General features: G+C 73.4%; 15 protein-coding genes. 3 read left to right on the top strand and 12 right to left on the bottom strand.

The window, feature by feature from the left end; translation table 11 throughout:
- Nucleotides 1–4 precede the first annotated feature (4 nt).
- The 8 genes from J2N69_RS27230 to rimP form a co-directional block, all read right to left on the bottom strand.
- Nucleotides 5–3643, bottom strand: a complete 3639-nt coding sequence (locus tag J2N69_RS27230; RefSeq protein WP_230903052.1) for a S1 family peptidase — start codon at nt 3641–3643, stop codon at nt 5–7.
- 274 nt (nt 3644–3917) lie between these two features.
- A complete protein-coding gene (truB, locus tag J2N69_RS27225; RefSeq protein ID WP_230903051.1) occupies nt 3918–4826 on the bottom strand; it encodes a tRNA pseudouridine(55) synthase TruB in 909 nt (302 codons plus the stop codon).
- On the bottom strand, nt 4823–5281 hold the full coding sequence (gene rbfA / locus J2N69_RS27220; RefSeq protein WP_127913109.1) for a 30S ribosome-binding factor RbfA: 459 nt from the start codon (nt 5279–5281) through the stop codon (nt 4823–4825). The genes truB and rbfA overlap by 4 nt, the downstream gene beginning before the upstream one ends.
- A gap of 51 nt (nt 5282–5332) precedes the next feature.
- A complete protein-coding gene (locus J2N69_RS27215; RefSeq protein ID WP_127913108.1) occupies nt 5333–5626 on the bottom strand; it encodes a DUF503 domain-containing protein in 294 nt (97 codons plus the stop codon).
- 178 nt (nt 5627–5804) lie between these two features.
- Complete coding sequence (infB, locus tag J2N69_RS27210; RefSeq protein ID WP_230903050.1) at nt 5805–8906, bottom strand: translation initiation factor IF-2; 3102 nt, start codon at nt 8904–8906, stop codon at nt 5805–5807.
- Between the two features lie 146 nt (nt 8907–9052).
- Nucleotides 9053–9343, bottom strand: coding sequence for a YlxR family protein (locus J2N69_RS27205; protein WP_230903049.1), 291 nt, complete (start codon nt 9341–9343; stop codon nt 9053–9055).
- A 157-nt stretch (nt 9344–9500) separates the two neighbouring features.
- The gene (gene nusA, locus J2N69_RS27200) at nt 9501–10487 is read right to left on the bottom strand and encodes a transcription termination factor NusA (RefSeq protein WP_127913228.1); all 987 of its coding nucleotides are present in this window, start codon (nt 10485–10487) and stop codon (nt 9501–9503) included.
- Nucleotides 10488–10489: 2 nt separating this feature from the next.
- A complete protein-coding gene (gene rimP, locus J2N69_RS27195; protein ID WP_127913227.1) occupies nt 10490–10987 on the bottom strand; it encodes a ribosome maturation factor RimP in 498 nt (165 codons plus the stop codon).
- Nucleotides 10988–11220: 233 nt separating this feature from the next.
- Between rimP and J2N69_RS27190 the strand changes: the two genes are divergently transcribed.
- The 3 genes from J2N69_RS27190 to J2N69_RS27180 are packed head-to-tail and all read left to right on the top strand — an operon-like array spanning nt 11221 to nt 13209.
- Nucleotides 11221–11760, top strand: a complete 540-nt coding sequence (locus J2N69_RS27190; protein ID WP_230903048.1) for a hypothetical protein — start codon at nt 11221–11223, stop codon at nt 11758–11760.
- Nucleotides 11761–11777: 17 nt separating this feature from the next.
- Nucleotides 11778–12266, top strand: a complete 489-nt coding sequence (locus J2N69_RS27185) for a ferritin-like domain-containing protein (RefSeq protein WP_230904892.1) — start codon at nt 11778–11780, stop codon at nt 12264–12266.
- 43 nt (nt 12267–12309) lie between these two features.
- Nucleotides 12310–13209, top strand: coding sequence for an aminoglycoside phosphotransferase family protein (locus J2N69_RS27180; RefSeq protein ID WP_230903047.1), 900 nt, complete (start codon nt 12310–12312; stop codon nt 13207–13209).
- Nucleotides 13210–13417: 208 nt separating this feature from the next.
- On the opposite strand, the gene J2N69_RS27175 is transcribed toward J2N69_RS27180, so the two are convergent.
- The 4 genes from J2N69_RS27175 to ispG form a co-directional block, all read right to left on the bottom strand.
- On the bottom strand, nt 13418–15112 hold the full coding sequence (locus J2N69_RS27175) for a proline--tRNA ligase (protein ID WP_230903046.1): 1695 nt from the start codon (nt 15110–15112) through the stop codon (nt 13418–13420).
- A 116-nt stretch (nt 15113–15228) separates the two neighbouring features.
- Nucleotides 15229–15771 (bottom strand): GNAT family N-acetyltransferase, encoded by a 543-nt coding sequence (locus J2N69_RS27170; RefSeq protein ID WP_230903045.1) that lies wholly within the window; start codon nt 15769–15771, stop codon nt 15229–15231.
- A gap of 84 nt (nt 15772–15855) precedes the next feature.
- Entirely contained in the window at nt 15856–16704 is an 849-nt protein-coding gene (locus tag J2N69_RS27165) for a GNAT family N-acetyltransferase (RefSeq protein ID WP_230903044.1), read from the bottom strand.
- A 304-nt stretch (nt 16705–17008) separates the two neighbouring features.
- On the bottom strand, nt 17009–18166 hold the full coding sequence (gene ispG / locus J2N69_RS27160; protein WP_127912791.1) for a flavodoxin-dependent (E)-4-hydroxy-3-methylbut-2-enyl-diphosphate synthase: 1158 nt from the start codon (nt 18164–18166) through the stop codon (nt 17009–17011).
- Nucleotides 18167–18203 lie beyond the last annotated feature (37 nt).

The raw sequence follows: 18203 nt of genomic DNA, 5'->3' as shown, positions 1-18203 counted from the left end.
CGGGCTAGGCCGGCACCGGGGCGCCGCCCGCGAGGTCCGTCAGGGTCCGCGCGGCGCTCGGGCCGACCAAGGCGGCCCACTCCCGCGGGGCGTCGCGCAGCCAGCCGGTCACGAGGGTGGCGAAGCCGGGGTCGGAGCGCGCCAGTTCGACCACGCACCGGTCGAAGCGGGTGCCGCCCTCCGGGGTGCGGCCGAGGAGCAGGCCCGTGCGGTGGACGCGTTCACGGGTGGCAGCCTCGCCGAGTTCGGCGGCGCCGCGGGCCACGGACCGCAGGACGCTCTCCAGGACGGCGGGGTCGCGCTCCTGGCCGAGCAGCACGTCGAGCAGTCCGCTCCGCAGGGCCCGCGAGGCGGCGGTGCCCGGGGCGGCGAGTACGGGCGCGAGGGCCGCCCTGACCTGCGGGGGACGGCTGTGCAGCAGCCCGGCCACCAGGGGGAAGAGGACGACGTGATCCTCGGGCGCTTGTTCGAGCCGCTGATCGAGGTACGCGGCGGCGGGCCCGGCGGCCTCGGGGCGGGTCTCCAGGACGTCGCGCACCAGGGTGGCGACGCGGTGGGCGAGGGCGGGCGTGGTCACGTCGGCCAGGCGGCGCAGGGCGTCGTCGTCGACCGGGCCCGGCAGTTTCAGGCGGGCGGCGAAGGCGGCGAGCGCCTCGTCGGGGTGGGTGGCCAGGGCCTCGGCCGGCGCGCTCGCGGGCAGCGCCGGGTCCCCGGCGGCGAAGCGCCGCAGGGCGCGGGACAGGTACCGGGAGCGCGTCTGCGGGTCATGGACGAGCAGGGCGAGGGCGGCGCCGTGCAGGGCGTCGTCGTCCGTGTGGACGAGCAGGACGAGGGCGGCGTGCCGCAGGTGCGCGCGGTCGGCGTCGGCGGTGGTGTGCGGGGCGGCGCGCAGGCCGTGGCGGGCGGCGGCCGCGCGCCGGGCGGGCCGCTCCTCGTGCGCCCAGCGGCCGACGGCGCGGCAGACGGCGGAGGGCTCCTCCTCGGCGAGGGCGGCGAGCAGTTCGTCGGCGCGGGCGTGGGCACAGTCGACGAGGACTTCGGTGAGGTCGTCGACGGCCCGGTGGCGGTGGGTGTGGAGCAGCGCCTGTGCGGCGGAGCCGACGGTGGCGTCGGGCGCGGCCTCCAGCGGCCGCTCGTCGGAGAACCAGCGGACCAGATGCGGCTGTACGCCCGCGGGGTCGGCGGCGAGGAGTCCGGCGACGGCGTCGAGGCAGCGGCCCGAGGTGCCCGGCGGCCCGTCGCGGACGACGCGCCGCCGCAGCAGCGCGAACCGCGGGGCCTCCCCCAGCGGCAGCCCCAGCCAGAAGGCGGGCTCGAACAGGCCCCGCTCGGCGAGGACTTCGAGCACCGGAAGGTAGGGCTCCGCGTCGGGCACACGCTGCAACGTCCCGCGCAGCAGACGCACGGCCCACCACCGGGCCTCGGCCACCGCCTCCGCGTCACCGCCCGACGCCGCCTCCACCTCACCGCCCGACGCCGCCTCCACCTCACCACCCGACGCCGCCTCCACCTCACGACCCGAGGCCGCCTCCTGCGTGAGGTCGGTCAGCGCCTCCGCCAACTCCCGCAGCCGCTCGCCGAGTTCCGCCGGGCCGCGCTGCCGGGCAAGGGACAGCAGGGCCTCGGTCACGGGGCCGATGCGGTGGCGCGGCACCGGGGCCGGGCGGTCGGGGACGGGGCCGCGCCGCCGCTGCTCCGGGACCACCGGGGAGCGAGTCGTGCCCCGGTGCCGGTGGACCAGGGAGGCCAGCGCGCCGTCCACGTCGAGGTGCGTGCCCTGGAGCCAGTCGGCCACCTCCTCGTGCGCGAAGCGGTAGCCCGTGCCCGCCGGTACGAGCAGGCCCTCCGTCAGCACGGCCGACGCCCACCCCGCGCAGCCGGGGGAACCGGGGAGCCCGCCCCACGGGAAGACGTCCTCGAAGGAGGCCCGGTCCAGCTCCCCCTGCGCCGGCCCCAGGCAGCGCCGCGCCGCCTCGTGGACCTGCCCGGACACCTTCGCGGCGAGGCGTCGTACGGCGGTGCCGCGCAGTCCGTTCGCCGCCGCGAGCCGCACCGCGACCCGCAGGCACAGCAGATCCAGGTGGGCGGCGAAGACCTCGTCCCGCCCGGGGGTGCCCGGCGGCGGCGCGTCGGGGCGGGCCGCGCGCACCTCGCCGAGCAGCCGCAGGGTCAGCGGGTGCCGCGCGTCGGCCTCGGCGAGCGCCCCCTCCGGGATGCCGTACCGCGCGCGGGCCCGACGTGCCTGCGGCTCGGACAGGTCACCGAGTCGTACGCGGCGGGGGAAGCCGGAGACGGCGTCCGTCCCTGTCGCCGGCCCGTGGAGCAACGCCCTGTCGAAGTGCGCCCCCGCCTGCTCCCAGTACTCCTCCCGGCAGGCGACGACGAGGCGCGTGCCCGTGTCCCGCAGCCAGGCCGCCGTGGCCGCACTCCACGCGGCGAGGCGCTCGGCGGGCAGGGGCGGCATCTCCTCGGGCCCGTCGAGCAGCACCAGCAGCGGCCGCCCCGCGTCCCGCACGAGTCGCGCCACGCGCCCTGCCGAGACGTCCCCGAGCCCCTCGCTGCCCGGCACCTCCTGCGCGGCCGCCAGGATGATCCGTCCGGCCCGGCCGAGGGCCCGCTCCACGGCGTCGGCGACGGACGCGTCCGTGCCCCGCAGCTCGGCGCCGCGCAGCCACAGCGTCGGCGCGGGCTCGCCGCCCTGGGCGCGCCGGGCGGCGAGCGCGGCCAGCTCCGTCGTACGCCCCGTGCCGGGGTTCCCGACCAGGCCGAGCACGTGCGCCGGGCCGTCGAGGAAGGCGTCGAACTCCCGCGTCACCTCCGGCCGTTCGACCGGCTCCAGGGGGGTCTCGCCCGGCCCGTCGGAGCCCGCCGAGGTGGCCGTCAGGTGCAGGGCGCCCGCCAGGTTGAGGTCGTGGCCGTACCCGGGGACGGTCGCCGCGTTGCGGGCGATCAGCTCCGCGAGCGGCCCGCCGGGATCGGCGGCGGCCGCCTCCCGCAGCGGGATCGCGAAGCCGGGCGGGCGGTGGGTGCGGGGCGCGTCGCCCGGTGGGCGGGGGCCCGGGTCACGGGGCAGCAGCGCCGTGCCGAGTACGGCGAGGACCGCGCCGGACGCGGCGTCCACGACCGGCCCGCCCGTGGCCCCGCCGCCGGGCCGCAGCGCGTCGGCGCCGTCCGTGCCGATCGCCAGCTCCAGGGCGGCGCCCACCGGGTGCTCGCGGTCGGCCGCGGTGTACGTCACCGGGGACGAGCCGAGGACGCGTGCCTCGCGCCAGCCGGGCGCGGCGATCCGCACATAGGCGCCGGCCACCACGGAGTCCCGTACGGCCAGGGGCAGGGGCCGCAGTCCGAGGCCTTCGGTGCGCACGAGCGCGAGGCCGGCGCCGGGCAGCGCCACGACGGCGTCGGCGGGCACCACGCAGGTGCGTCCGTCCGGCGCGTGCAGGACGATCCGCGTGAGGCCGTCGACGGCCTCGTGGCTGGTGACGACCGTGCCGTGCTCGTCGGCGGCGAACCCCGTGCCCCGCGGGCGCCCCACCGGGTCGCACACCTGCACGAGGGCCGGTCCCGGCACCGTCCGGCCGCTCCGCTCCCCCGCGGCCGCGGCGTCCCCGGCGCCCTCGGCCTGCGGACCCCGTCCCGCCATGCTCGAACCTCCCGGCTGGTCCCCGTCCGTCGACCGTAGGTCGGCGGTGATCAGCGGAACAGAACTCGACGCGAACGCGCCCCCTTCCGCTCCCTCGGTTCACTCCGAGCGCCTGCCCGAAGGGGTGAATCGGCGCGGTGAGGTGGAAACACCTTGAGTGGGGGGACCGTGGGGGGAACGTGGAGCGGCGTACCGGTGTCCGCCGCTCCACGACGGAGCGAGGCCCCACGACGAAGCGAGGCTGCACGACGAGCGGGATACGAGCGGTCCTCGCTCAGGCGAAGACGGCCAGGCTCTTGGCCTTGCCCCGCGACTCCTCCGCGAGGACCAGGAAGCGGCCCTCCGGGTCGAAGACGGCGACGGCGCCCACACCCGCGTACTCCTCGGGCATGTCGATCCGGACGCCGTTGAGCAGCAGCCGGCCGCGCTTGTCGTCCACCTCCCAGCGAGGGAAGGCCCGGTCGGCGGCCTCGGCCACCGGCATCACCGTCAGCTCTTCCTGGAGCTGGTCCAGGGTCTTGGCCGCGTCCAGCTTGTACGGCCCGACGCGGGTGCGGCGCAGCGCGGTCAGATGGCCGCCGACGCCGAGGCCCGCGCCGAGGTCGCGGGCGAGCGCCCGGATGTACGTCCCCGAGGAGCAGACGACCGAGACGACCAGGTCGAGGACGGGGGTGCCGTCCTCGGCGACGGCGTCGCGGACGTCGTACACGGTGAAGGCGGAGACCGTCACCGGCCGGGCCGGGATCTCGAACTCCTCGCCCTTGCGGGCGCGCGCGTACGACCGCTTGCCGTCGATCTTGATGGCGCTCACCTTGGAGGGCACCTGCATGATGTCGCCGGAGAGCTTGGCGATGCCCGCGTCGATCGCCTCACGGGTGACCCCGGAGGCGTCGGCGGACGAGGTGATCTCGCCCTCGGCGTCATCGGTGATGGTGTTCTGGCCGAGGCGGATGGTGCCCAGGTACTCCTTCTCGGTCAGCGCCAGGTGGCCGAGGAGCTTGGTGGCGCGCTCCACCCCGAGCACGAGGACGCCCGTCGCCATGGGGTCCAGGGTGCCCGCGTGACCGACGCGGCGGGTCTTGGCGATCCCGCGCATCTTGGCCACCACGTCGTGCGAAGTGAAGCCGGACGGCTTGTCGACGATGACAAGTCCGTCCGGCGTCGTGGTGCTGCTCTTGCTCATGCGCGGGCGTCGCCGTCCGTCTCGTCCGTGTCGTCCTCGGGCTTCTTGTACGGGTCCGCGTCACCGGCGAACTCGGCGCCCGCGGAGACCTCCCGCACCTTCTCGTCCGACATCCGGGCCTTGTCGAGGAGGTCCTCGATGGCCCGGGCGTTGTCCGGCAGGGCGTCCGCGACGAAGGACAGGGTCGGCGTGAACTTCACGCCCGCGGCCTGGCCGACCGCCGAACGGAGGACGCCCTTGGCGCTCTCCAGGCCCGCCGCGGCGGCGGCGCGGTCCTCGTCGTCGCCGTAGACCGTGTAGAAGACGGTCGCCTCCCGCAGGTCACCGGTCACCCGGGTGTCCGTGATGGTCACGTGCGTCCCGAGCCGCGGGTCCTTGATCCCGCGCTGCAGCTTCTGAGCAACCACCTCTCGAATGAGGTCCGCCAGCCTTTTCGCCCGCGCGTTGTCGGCCACTGCTCCGTCTCCCTTATCCCCGGGCATTCCCTGGGCTTGTCTTGCTGTTGTTCAGTCGTCGTCGCCGTGCAGCCGCCGTCGGACCGACAGCAGCTCCACTTCGGGCCGGGCGGCGACGAGGCGCTCGCACCGGTCCAGTACGTCCGTGAGATGGCCCCAGTCACCCGCCACCGCGGCGAGGCCGATCTCGGCCCTGCGGTGCAGGTTCTGACCGCCCACCTCCGCCACGCTCACCGCGTACTTCCGCTGGAGCTCGGCGACGATCGGGCGGACGACAGAGCGTTTCTCCTTCAGCGAATGTACGTCGCCGAGGAGCAGATCGAAGGACAGAGTCCCCACATACATGTGTATCCGGATGTCCCGCCGGTACGGGTTCGGTGCCCCGCCAACCACTTGGCAGGGACACAAGAACCGTACACGGAACGGCCGGGGCCGATCGACGGGATTTCTCCCCTCGACCGGCCCCGACACTGACCGCGCGGATCAGACTGCCGCAGGGCAGTCACTGCCGTGAGGCAGTCGATCAGCCGCGCGGCTTCTCGCGCATCTCGTACGTCGCGATGACGTCGTCGACCTTGATGTCGTTGAAGTTGCCGAGGTTGATACCGCCCTCGAAGCCTTCGCGGATCTCGGTGACGTCGTCCTTGAAGCGGCGCAGACCCTCGATGTTGAGGTTCTCCGCGATGACCTTGCCGTCGCGCAGCAGGCGGGCCTTGGTGTTGCGCCTGACCTCGCCCGAGCGGATGAGGACACCGGCGATGTTGCCGAGCTTGGACGAGCGGAAGACCTCGCGGATCTCCGCGGTGCCGAGCTCGACCTCCTCGTACTCCGGCTTGAGCATGCCCTTGAGGGCCGCCTCGATCTCCTCGATGGCCTGGTAGATCACCGAGTAGTAGCGGACGTCGACGCCCTCGCGCTCCGCCATCTGCGCGGCACGGCCGGCCGCGCGGACGTTGAAGCCGATGACGATGGCGTCGGAGCCCATCGCCAGGTCGATGTCGGACTCGGTGACCGCACCCACACCGCGGTGCAGGACGCGGATGTCGACCTCTTCGCCGACGTCCAGCTGGAGCAGCGAGGACTCGAGAGCCTCCACCGAACCGGACGCGTCACCCTTGATGATGATGTTGAGGTCCTGGACCAGGCCGGCCTTGAGCACCTGGTCGAGGTCCTCGAGGGAGACCCGGCGGGTGCGCTTGGCGAACGCGGCGTTGCGCTCACGGGCGGCACGCTTCTCGGCGATCTGACGGGCCGTACGGTCCTCGTCGACGACCAGGAAGTTGTCGCCCGCACCCGGGACGTTGGTGAGACCGAGCACGAGGACGGGGGTCGACGGGGTCGCCTCCTCCACGTTCTCGCCCTTGTCGTCGAGCATGGCGCGGACTCGGCCGTAGGCGTCACCGGCGACCATCGTGTCGCCGACGCGGAGGGTACCGCGCTGGACGAGGACGGTCGCGACGGCGCCGCGGCCCTTGTCGAGGTGGGCCTCGATGGCGATGCCCTGCGCGTCCTGCTCCGGGTTGGCCCGCAGGTCGAGCGAGGCGTCCGCGGTCAGGACCACGGCCTCGAGCAGCTGCTCGATGTTGAGGCCCTGGCGCGCGGAGATGTCGACGAACATCGTGTCGCCGCCGTACTCCTCGGCCACCAGACCGAACTCGGTGAGCTGACCGCGCACCTTGGTCGGGTCGGCACCCTCGACGTCGATCTTGTTGACCGCGACCACGATCGGCACGTCGGCCGCCTTGGCGTGGTTCAGCGCCTCGATCGTCTGCGGCATCACACCGTCGTTCGCCGCGACCACGAGGATCGCGATGTCGGTGGACTTCGCACCACGGGCACGCATGGCGGTGAACGCCTCGTGACCGGGGGTGTCGATGAAGGTGATGGCGCGCTCTTCGCCGTTCACCTCGGTCGCGACCTGGTAGGCACCGATGTGCTGGGTGATGCCGCCGGCCTCGCCCGCGACGACGTTCGTCTTGCGGATCGCGTCGAGCAGGCGGGTCTTGCCGTGGTCGACGTGACCCATGACCGTGACGACCGGCGGACGCGAGACGAGCATCTCCTCGCCGCCCTCGTCCTCACCGAACTCGATGGAGAACGACTCGAGCAGCTCGCGGTCCTCCTCCTCCGGGCTGACGATCTCCAGGACGAAGTTCATCTCGTCCGCGAGGAGCTTCAGCGTCTCGTCGGAGACGGACTGCGTGGCGGTGACCATCTCGCCGAGGTTCATCATCACGCCGACGAGCGACGCCGGGTTGGCGTTGATCTTCTCGGCGAAGTCGGTCAGCGAGGCACCGCGCGACAGGCGGACGGTCTGTCCGTTGCCGCGAGGCAGCATGACGCCGCCCACCGACGGGGCCTGCATGGCCTCGTACTCCTGGCGCCTCTGCCGCTTCGACTTGCGGCCACGACGGGCGGGCCCGCCGGGACGGCCGAACGCGCCCTGCGTGCCACCACGGGCACCGGGACCACCGGGACGGCCACCGAAGCCGGGACGACCGCCGAAGCCGCCGCCGCCACCGGGACGACCGGCACCGCCGCCACCGGGACCACCGGGACGACCGGCGAAACCGCCGCCACCGCCACCGGGACCGGCCGGACGGCCCGCGAAGCCGCCGCCACCGGGACGACCGCCACCGGCACCGCCGGGACGACCGCCGCCGCCGGGACCACGGCCACCGCCGGGGCCACCACCGGGACGCGGGCCGGCAGCGGGACGCTGCGGCATCATGCCCGGGTTGGGACGGTTACCGGCGGGGCCGCCGCCGGGACGCGGGGCCTGCGGACGGGGCATGCCGCCCGGGGTCGGACGGGCGCCGCCCTGACCCTGCGGACGAGGAGCACCACCGGGACCGCCCTGGCCCTGCGGGCGCGGGGCGCCGCCGGGACCGCCGGGGCCACCCTGGCCACCGGGACGCGGGGCGCCGCCCGGACGGGGCGCCTGCGGGCGCGCCATGCCGGTGGAGCCACCAGAGGTGAAGGGGTTGTTGCCCGGACGCGGACCCGCGGGACGGGCACCGCCGGGACGCGGGGCGCCCTGGCCACCGGGGCGCGGGGCGCGCTCCGGACGGTCGCCACGACCGCCCTGGCCCTGACCACCCTGAGCGGGGGCCGGACGGCCACCCGGCTTCGGGGCGCCGGGACGGGCGGCGGGACGCGGGGCCTGCGGAGCCGAGGAGGCCGCGGGAGCAGCCGGCGCGGCGGGCGGAGCCGTGAACTCCGGGGCGGACGGCGCCGGGGAGGCCGGGGCCGGCTTGGGAGCCGGGGGCTTCGGGCCGGGCGTCGGACGCGGAGCCGGCGTCGCCGGGGAGGCCGCGGGCTTCTCGGCCGCGGGCTTGGGGGCCGGCGGCTTGGGCGCGGCCGGACCCGGACGGGCGGCCTGCGCGGGAGAGGGCGCCGACGGCGAGGCCGGCTTGGGGGCGGCCTGCTTGCGCGGCGCGCCGGGCTTGGCCGCGGACTTGCCGCCGCCGCCCTGGAATGCGTCAGTCAGTTTGCGTACTACGGGCGCCTCGATCGTCGAGGACGCCGAACGTACGAATTCACCGAGTTCTGTGAGCTTGGCCATGACGACCTTGCTCTCTACTCCGAACTCCTTGGCGAGTTCGTATACCCGGACCTTAGCCACTTCGCTCCTTTTAGGTCCGGGTTACGCCGGACCGTCGCTACTTCATGGGCGTACTCATCGCGTGCTCATCGAGTGCTCATCGCAATCTCGACCTACTTCCAACTCGCGGAATACCAAGGCCGCACGGGGTTCCGTGCGACCACGTCTTACGGTGTTGCCTGCTCGGCAACTGTCTCGACGACTCGGCACAGCGCCTCGGTGCCGAACGGTCCCTGGGCTCGGAAGGCCCTGGGAAACGCCCGGCGGCGGACCGCCAGGTCCAGACAGACCGGGGCGGGGTGCACGTACGCACCCCGGCCGGGCAGCGTACCGCTTGGGTCGGGGACGCAATCGCCCTCGATCGCCACGATGCGCAGCAGATCACTCTTGGCCGCTCGCTCCCGGCACCCCACACAGGTGCGCTCAGGGCGTGCGCGGGCATGCGTCCGGCCAGACACGCTTAAGTCTACCTCCCCGTACCGACCTCACCCCTGTCGGGCAAAAATCGAACGGCTACTCGCCACATACTGTCGTGATCCAAGCGGTGATCGCCCGGATTTATTCCCGCGGCCGCCTCCGGAGCTGGTCCGAAGAGGGCCGCGACGGTGCCCCGGTCTACTGCTCGGGCTGCTCGGTGTCGGGCCTGATGTCGATGCGCCAGCCCGTCAGCCGAGCGGCCAGGCGGGCATTCTGCCCCTCCTTGCCGATGGCCAGCGAGAGCTGGTAGTCCGGCACGGTCACCCGGGCCGAGCGGGCGGCGAGGTCGACGATCTCGACCTTGCTGACACGGGCCGGGGAGAGCGCGTGGGCGACCATGTCCGCCGGGTCGTCCGACCAGTCGACGATGTCGATCTTCTCGCCGTTCAGCTCGGCCATGACGTTGCGCACGCGGCTGCCCATGGGGCCGATGCAGGCGCCCTTGGGGTTGAGCCCCGAGCGCGTCGAGCGCACGGCGATCTTGGTGCGGTGGCCGGCCTCGCGGGCGATGGCCGAGATTTCGACGGAGCCGTCGGCGATCTCGGGCACCTCCAGCGCGAAGAGCTTCTTCACCAGGTTCGGGTGGGTGCGCGAGAGCGTGACGGACGGGCCGCGGACACCCTTCGCCACCCGGACGACGTACGAACGAAGGCGCATCCCGTGGGGGTACTCCTCGCCCGGGACCTGCTCCTGCACCGGCAGGATGGCCTCCAGCTTGCCGATGTCGACCAGGACGTTCTTCGGGTCGCGGCCCTGCTGGACCACGCCGGTGACGATGTCGCCCTCGCGCCCGGCGTACTCACCGAGCGTCGCGTCGTCCTGGGCGTCGCGCAGCCGCTGCAGGATGACCTGCTTGGCGGTCGTGGCGGCGATGCGGCCGAAGTCGGACGGAGTGTCGTCGAACTCCTTGGGCTCCTGGCCCTCTTCCAGGTCCGCCGGGTCCTCCGTCGCCCACACCGTGACGTGGCCGCTCTCGCGGTCCAGCTTCACACGGGCACGACGGAAGCTTCCCTCGGTGCGGTGGTAGGCGATGAGGAGGGCCGACTCGATCGCCTCGACGAGCAGGTCGAAGGAGATCTCCTTCTCCCGCACCAGACCCCGCAGGGCACTCATGTCGATGTCCACGACTACGCCTCCTCTTCCTTCTTGTCCTTGCGGTTGAACTCGACCTGCACACGCGCCTTGTCGATCTCGCCGAAGGCAAGGCGGCGGGAGGTGGGCTTGCGGCCCTTCACGCCGGGCACTTCGAGGTCGAGGCCCTCGTCGTCCACCACGAGGATGCGGGCGGTCAGCTCGCCGCCCTCGGTGAGCTGGAACTTCACCAGGCGGTCCACGGCACGCACGTAGTGACGGTGCTCGGTCAGCGCGCGCTCGGCGCCGGGGGACCCGACCTCCAGGTCGTACTCCCCTTCGCCCATCGCGTCGGTCTCGTCGAGCTTCGCGGAGAGCAGGCGGCTCACTTCCGCGATCTGGTCCAGATCCACGCCGTCGTCGGAGTCGATGACGACTCTCAGCACTCGCTTGCGTCCGACCGAGGCCACTTCGATCTCTTCGAGATCCAGGTCCTGGGAGCTGACGAGCGGTTCCAGTAGTTGCCGCAGCCTCTCGCTCTGGGTGGTGCTCATCCGGGTGACTCCTCGGCCGCGTGTGCTGTTGTGGGTGCGTTGCAAGTCTGTGTCAGGTCAAAGGGTATCCGGTCCCCAGAGGTGTTGCGCCCACGTGCCGGGCCCCGCGCCCCTTCATCCCGAGCCGCTCACCCGTACGGAGACCGTCCGAAGGTACGGTGATCACAGGGCCCGCGCCCCACTTCTTCCTTCTCGCTCGCGCCTTCTGGCCAACCTTTCCGAGGACGTCCGCCGTGCCGTCGTATCTCACCGCTCCCCCGCACCGGCCGGGACCGGGCCGCAGGAGTCTGCTCGCCGGGGCCGCCGGCGTCGCGTCCGCGGCGCTGCTCACGGGCTGTACCGCCGGCTCCGGCGCCGACGGCCAGGCCTCCGCCGCGCGCCGCCTGCGTGCCCGGGCCGCCGACGACAGCGCGGAACTGCTGGGGCGGTACGACGCCGTGCTCGCCGCCCACCCCTCGCTCGCCGGGCGGCTCGGGCCGCTGCGGGCGGAGGTGAAGCGCCACGCGGAGGCGTTCGCGGAGGGCCGCGCTCCGGCCTCCGCGTCGCCGTCGGCCTCGGGCCGCGGGGCCGCCGCGCCATCGGCGTCGGCGTCACCCTCTGTCCCGTCCGACCCCGAGAAGGCCGTGAGCGGCCTCGCCAAGGCCGAGCGGGAACTGGCGGACCGGCGGGGAGCGGCCCTGGTCGACGCCCCGCCCGCGGAAGCCAGGCTGCTGGCCTCGGTGGCCGCGGCGGGGGCGGCGCACGCGTATCTGCTGACGGAGGGGGACAAGTGAGCGACTCCAAGGACGTCATGGCCGCCGGGGACGCGGGAGACACCGGGGACGCCGGGGACGACGAGCTGAAGGCGGTCCAGGCGGCCCTGAGCGCCGAGCACGCGGCGGTGTACGGCTACGGCGTCGTCGGCGGCCGGGTCGGCGAGAAGCGCAGGGACGAGGCGCGCACCGCCTACGACGCGCACCGCGCCCGCCGCGACGAGCTGCGGCGCGCCGTGCGCGACCTCGGCGGCGAGCCGCAGCCCGCCGACGCGGCCTACGCGCTGCCCTTCCCGGTGCCGGACACCGAAGCCGCCGTCCGGCTCGCCGCCGAGCTGGAGGACCGGATCGCCGGGGTCTACTCCGATCTCGTACGCGCCTCTTCGGGCGACCGGCGCAGCGGCGCGGCCCGCGCGCTGCGGGAGGCGGCGGTCCGGGCGGCGCGGTGGCGGGGCGGGAGCGTAGCCTTCCCTGGGCTCGCCGAGCGGACGAAACCCGCGTCCACGCCGACGACGCCCAAGGCGTGACGCGCTCAGCAGCTCAGCAGCTCAGGAAGGGAACATCTCGCGCATGGCTTTCGAACCGCCGCGGCGCCTCGTCACCGCACTCGCCGAGACGGCGCAGGACGGCGACGGCTGGCTGGACCGGCTGCCGGAGGCGGTCGAAGAGGCCGTCGCGGCGCGCGGGTTGACCGTCGAGCGGGTCCACGTGCCCGGCGGGCGCAGCAGCCTCGTCCTGATGGTGGTGCGGGCCGACGGCACGCCTGCCGTGCTCAAGCTCGTGCCGCCGCGGTCCCGGCCGGAGAGCGAGCGGGCCGCCCTCGCGCACTGGAACGGTCTGGGCGCCGCCCGGCTGCTCGACCCCGAGTGCGCGGACGGGGCTCTGCTTCTCGAGCGGCTGCACCGTGATGTGTCCGTGCGGTCGCTGCCGGAGGCCAAGGCGCTGCTCGAAGCCGCGGGGACGCTGCGGCGGCTGTGGGTGGAGCCGCCCGCCGGGCACCGTTTCGAGACGGTCGCCGAGCGGACGGAGCGGCAGGCCGAGGCGATGCGGGGTTCCGCCGACGCGGACGCGGATGTCGCGCCGCTGGTCTCCGCGGCGCTCGCGGCGCGGGAGGAGTTGCTCGCGGCGGAGGTGGAGCCGCGGCTGCTGCACGGCACCTTCCGGCAGAGCAAGGTTCTCGCCGGGGACCGGGTGCCGTGGCTGGCCGTGGGGCCCGACCCGGTGGCGGGCGACCCCGCGTTCGATCTGGCGCGGCTGGTGCGGGATCGCGTGGAGGACCTGATCGCCTCGCCGTCCGGGGCGTCGATCACGCGGCGGCGCGTGAAGAAGCTGGCGGAGTCCTTGGAGGTCGATCAGGAGCGGCTGCGGGGATGGACGCTGTTCCGGGCGGTCGAGTCCGGGGTGCGGGCGCTTCGTGTGGGGCGTGAGCAGGATGCGGAGCTGTTGTTGGAGTTCGCGGGCTGGCTCTGAGGGGTGGCGGTGGGGTGGGCCGCCGCCGTGGGTCGTTGCGCTTCGGGGGATCTGCGGGCCGTGCGTGGCTGGTCGCGCAGTTCCCCGCGCCCCCTTCGGGCGCGGGGTCTGGGCGGTGCGTCGGGAAGTGCGGGCCGTATGTGGCTGATCGCGCAGTTCCCCGCGCCCCTTCGGGGTCGCCCCTTTCAGGGCGCGGGGAACGAGGGCGTCAGGAGGTGAGGCGGGTGATGGCCTCTTCCACCGTCAGTTCTTCGCGTTCGCCCGTGCGGCGGTCCTTCAGTTCTACGACGCCCTCGGCGGAGCGGCGGCCCGCGACCAGGATCTGGGGGACGCCGATCAGCTCCGCGTCGGTGAACTTCACGCCCGGGGAGACCCCGGCCCGGTCGTCCACGAGGACGCGCGCGCCCGCGGCGCCCAGCTTCTCCGCGACTTCCAGGGCCAGCTCCGTCTGGAGCGCCTTGCCCGCGGCGACCACGTGGACATCGGCGGGGGCGACCTCCTTGGGCCAGCACAGGCCCTTGTCGTCGGCGGTCTGCTCGGCGAGGGCCGCCACCGCGCGGGAGACGCCGATGCCGTACGAGCCCATGGTCACGCGGACCGGCTTGCCCTGCTGGCCGAGGACGTCGAGCTGGAAGGTGTCGGCGTACTTGCGGCCGAGCTGGAAGATGTGGCCGATCTCGATCGCGCGGTCCAGCTTGAGGCCGGTGCCGCAGGAGGGGCACGGGTCGCCCTCCTCGACCACGACGACGTCCAGGTAGTCGTCGACCTCGAAGTCACGGCCGCAGACGACGTTCTTGGCGTGCTTGTCCTGCTTGTTGGCGCCCGTGATCCAGGCGGTGCCGGGGGCGACGCGGGGGTCGGCGATGTAGCGGACCTTCTCCAGGCCCTGCGGGCCGACGTAGCCGCGTACGAGGTCCTCGCGGCCCTCGAAGTCCTCGGCGGTGACCAGCTCGACCTCGGCCGGGGCCAGGTGCTCGCCGAGCTTGCCGAGGTCGACCTCGCGGTCGCCGGGGACGCCGACGGCCACGATCTCGCCGTCGACCTTGACCAGCAGGTTCTTCAGGGTCGCGGAGGCCGGGACGCCGAGGTGCTCGGCGAGCGTCTCGATGGTCGGGGTGTCGGGGGTGTCCAGCTCCTCGACGGGGCCGTGCGCCGAGCCGTCGACCGGGGCGAGCGCGAAGGTCACGGCCTCGGTGTTGGCGGCATAGTCGCACGCCGGGCAGTCCACGAAGGTGTCCTCGCCGGCCGGGGCCGGGGCCAGGAACTCCTCGGACTTGGAGCCGCCCATGGCGCCCGCGACGGCGGACACGATGCGGTAGTCGAGGCCGAGGCGCTCGAAGATGCGCTGGTAGGCGCCGCGGTGCAGGGCGTACGACTCGGCGAGGCCCTCGTCCGTGGTGTCGAAGGAGTACGAGTCCTTCATCTGGAACTCGCGGCCGCGCAGCACACCGGCGCGCGGGCGGGCCTCGTCGCGGTACTTGGTCTGGATCTGGTAGAGGATCACCGGCAGGTCCTTGTAGGACGAGCACTGGTCCTTGACGACCTGGGTGAAGATCTCCTCGTGGGTGGGGCCGAGGAGGTAGTCGGCGCCCTTGCGGTCCTTGAGGCGGAAGAGCAGGTCGCCGTACTCCTCGTAGCGGCCGGAGGCCTCGTAGGGCTCCTTGGGGAGGAGGGCCGGGAGCAGCACCTCCTGGCCGCCGATGGCGTCCATCTCCTCGCGGACGACGCGGGCGATGTTCTCGTAGACCTTCTTGCCGAGCGGCAGCCAGGTCCAGATGCCGGCGGCGGTGCGGCGGACGTAGCCGGCCCGGACGAGGAGCTTGTGGTTGAGCGTCTCGGCGTCCGCGGGGTCGTCGCGCAGTGTCTTGACCATCAACCGGGACATGCGCTGGACCTGGGCCATGATGAACTCCTGCTACAAGAAGGTCCCCCTCTGCCCGGGCGGGGCCGGGAGCTCGGGGAAGGGTTTGGCTAGGAGGTTAGCCGGGGCGCAGGCGCGGGCGGAAATCGGTTCCCGGTTCAGCCCCGGCGCGGCAGCGGCAGCGGGGCGCCCATCACGGCGTACGGCTTGGCGGCGCTGGGGAACAGGACGCGGCGCGCCAGGTCGGTGTAGCCGAGGGAGCGGTACAGGCCGCGGGCCAGGCTCTCGACGTCGATCGCGGAGAGGATCGAGCGGGGCTCGGCGACGCCCTCGGTGATGGTGGTGATCAGTGAGCGGCCGATGCCGCGGTTCTGGTGGCCGGGGTGGACGTGCAGCTCGGTGATGACGAAGGAGTCGTCGAGCCAGCCGTCCAGCTGCCGGCCGCGGAGGTAGGGCTCGACGACTGTCGACCACCAGTGGCGGCGGTCGTTGGGCATGCCGTAGACGAAGCCGACGAGCCGGTCGTCGGGGGTGGTCGCGCCGAACGAGCGGGCCCCGGGGTAGGTGAGGTGGCGCAGGACGATCTGGCGCCGCACGGCCACCTCTTCGTCGCTCAGCCCGAAGGCGTGGGCCTGGACGTCCAGCGCTTCGTCCACCCGCGCGGCGAGGTCGAGGGGCCCGATCACGACGTCGTCAGTCATGGGGCGACCCTACTTGGCGCCGCCGCGCTTCTGAACAGGGCGCTCTGGTGGGACGGCGGGCCGGGCGGCGGCCGGTGCCGGGCGTCAGAACAGGACGCTCATGAACGCGCCGACTTCCTTGAACCCCACGCGTCGGTACGCCGCCCGGGCCGCGGTGTTGTAGTCGTTCACGTACAGGCTGACCACGGGGGCGACGTCCGCGAGGGCGTAGCGCAGGACGGCGGCCATGCCGGGGGCGGCGAGGCCGCGGCCGCGGTACTCGGGGGCCACCCAGACGCCCTGGACCTGGCAGGCCCGGGGGGTGGCGGCGCCGATCTCGGCCTTGAAGACGACCTTGCCGTCGTCGTCGAGGCGGGCGAAGGAGCGGCCCGCGCCGACGAGTTCGGCGACCCGGGCCTGGTAGAGGAGGCCGCCGTCGCCGGCCATCGGGGAGATGCCGACCTCCTCGGTGAACATCGCCACGCACGCCGGCATGATCGTGTCCATCTCGTCCTTGCGGACGCGGCGGACGTACGGATCGGGGGTGATGCCGTCCGGCAGCCGGTCGGTGACCATCAGGGGCTGGCGGGTGCGGACCTCGCGGGCGGGGCCCCAGGACGGTTCGAGGAGCCGCCACAGCTCGGCTGTGGCGGTCGCGGGCCCGACGATGGAGGAGCAGCGGCGGCCGGCCCGGCGGGCGCGGTCGGCGAAGCCGCGCACGGCCCGCGGGGTGGCGCAGATGGGGACGAGGTTGGCGCCCGCGTAGCAGAGGGACTCCAGCATGCCGCCCTCGTACCAGCCCCACATCTCGCCGCCGAGCCGCCACGGGTCGAGACCGGCCACCTGGACACGAGCGGTCACAAAGGCGTTCGCGACCGGCTCGCGGTCGAGCACGGCCATCGCGGCGTCGAGGTCACTCGGTTCGAGGACCCGGGTGGTGGTCTGAGTCAACACGTGCGGGGGCCTCACCATACGGTCTGCTGATCTCCGCACTGTACCTGGCGTGGGCGGGTTGTGCGGGGGGTGCCTTCGGGGGCCTTGGTGGGGGCGGCTCGGGGCGTCGGTGGGGGCCCCGGGGCTGTTCGTGGAGGCCGGCCGGTCGGCGCTCCGTCATCCGTGGCCCCGGAAGCCGGGTCGTACGTACGTGGGAACAGGCCCCGCGCCATACGTGAAGGCCGGCCCCCGGAGCATCCTCGGGGCCGGCCTCAGGGCGTTCGGCAAGGCGTCGGGAAAGGGGAGCCTCCGGGCGGGCCCGGGGTCAGCCCGCTACCGAGATCGTCGGCTCGCCGGAGGCCACGCCGTCCTTCTCCATCTGTTCGGCGATCTTCATCGCCTCGTCGATGAGGGTTTCCACGATCTTCGACTCGGGGACGGTCTTGATGACCTCGCCCTTGACGAAGATCTGGCCCTTGCCGTTGCCGGAGGCGACGCCGAGGTCGGCCTCGCGGGCTTCGCCGGGGCCGTTGACGACGCAGCCCATGACGGCGACGCGCAGCGGCACCTCCATGCCCTCCAGGCCCGCGGTGACCTCTTCCGCCAGCTTGTAGACGTCGACCTGGGCGCGGCCGCAGGACGGGCAGGAGACGATCTCCAGGCGGCGCTGACGCAGGTTGAGGGACTCCAGGATCTGGATGCCGACCTTGATCTCCTCGGCCGGCGGCGCCGACAGGGACACCCGGATCGTGTCGCCGATGCCCTCGGAGAGCAGCGCGCCGAAGGCGACCGCCGACTTGATCGTGCCCTGGAAGGCGGGTCCGGCCTCGGTGACACCCAGGTGCAGCGGGTAGTCGCAGGCCGCGGCCAGCTGACGGTAGGCCTGCACCATGACCACCGGGTCGTTGTGCTTCACCGAGATCTTGATGTCCCGGAAGTCGTGCTCCTCGAAGAGCGACGCCTCCCACAGCGCCGACTCGACCAGGGCCTCCGGCGTGGCCTTGCCGTACTTCTTCAGCAGGCGCGCGTCCAGGGAGCCCGCGTTGACGCCGATCCGGATCGGCGTGCCCGCGTCCTTGGCGGCCTTCGCGATCTCCTTGACCTTGTCGTCGAACTGCTTGATGTTGCCCGGGTTCACCCGGACCGCCGCGCACCCGGCGTCGATCGCCGCGAAGACGTACTTCGGCTGGAAGTGGATGTCCGCGATGACCGGGATCTGCGACTTCCGGGCGATCGTCGCCAGCGCGTCGGCGTCATCCTGCGTCGGACAGGCGACTCGTACGATCTGGCAGCCCGAGGCCGTCAGCTCCGCGATCTGCTGGAGCGTGGCGCCGATGTCGGACGTCCGCGTCGTCGTCATCGACTGCACCGACACCGGTGCGTCCCCGCCCACGGCCACCGAACCGACCTGGATCTTGCGGCTGACCCGTCGGTCGGCGAGCTTGGTCGGAACGGACGGAATTCCGAGCGATACGGCAGTCATCTGGCGAGCATCCCCAAGAGTGTGGATCACAAGAGTG

This window comes from Streptomyces huasconensis, assembly GCF_021028635.1.
Lineage (GTDB): Bacteria > Actinomycetota > Actinomycetes > Streptomycetales > Streptomycetaceae > Streptomyces > Streptomyces huasconensis.
Note: the sequence above shows the minus strand (reverse complement) of the source record. Positions and strands in the feature narration are given on the sequence as shown.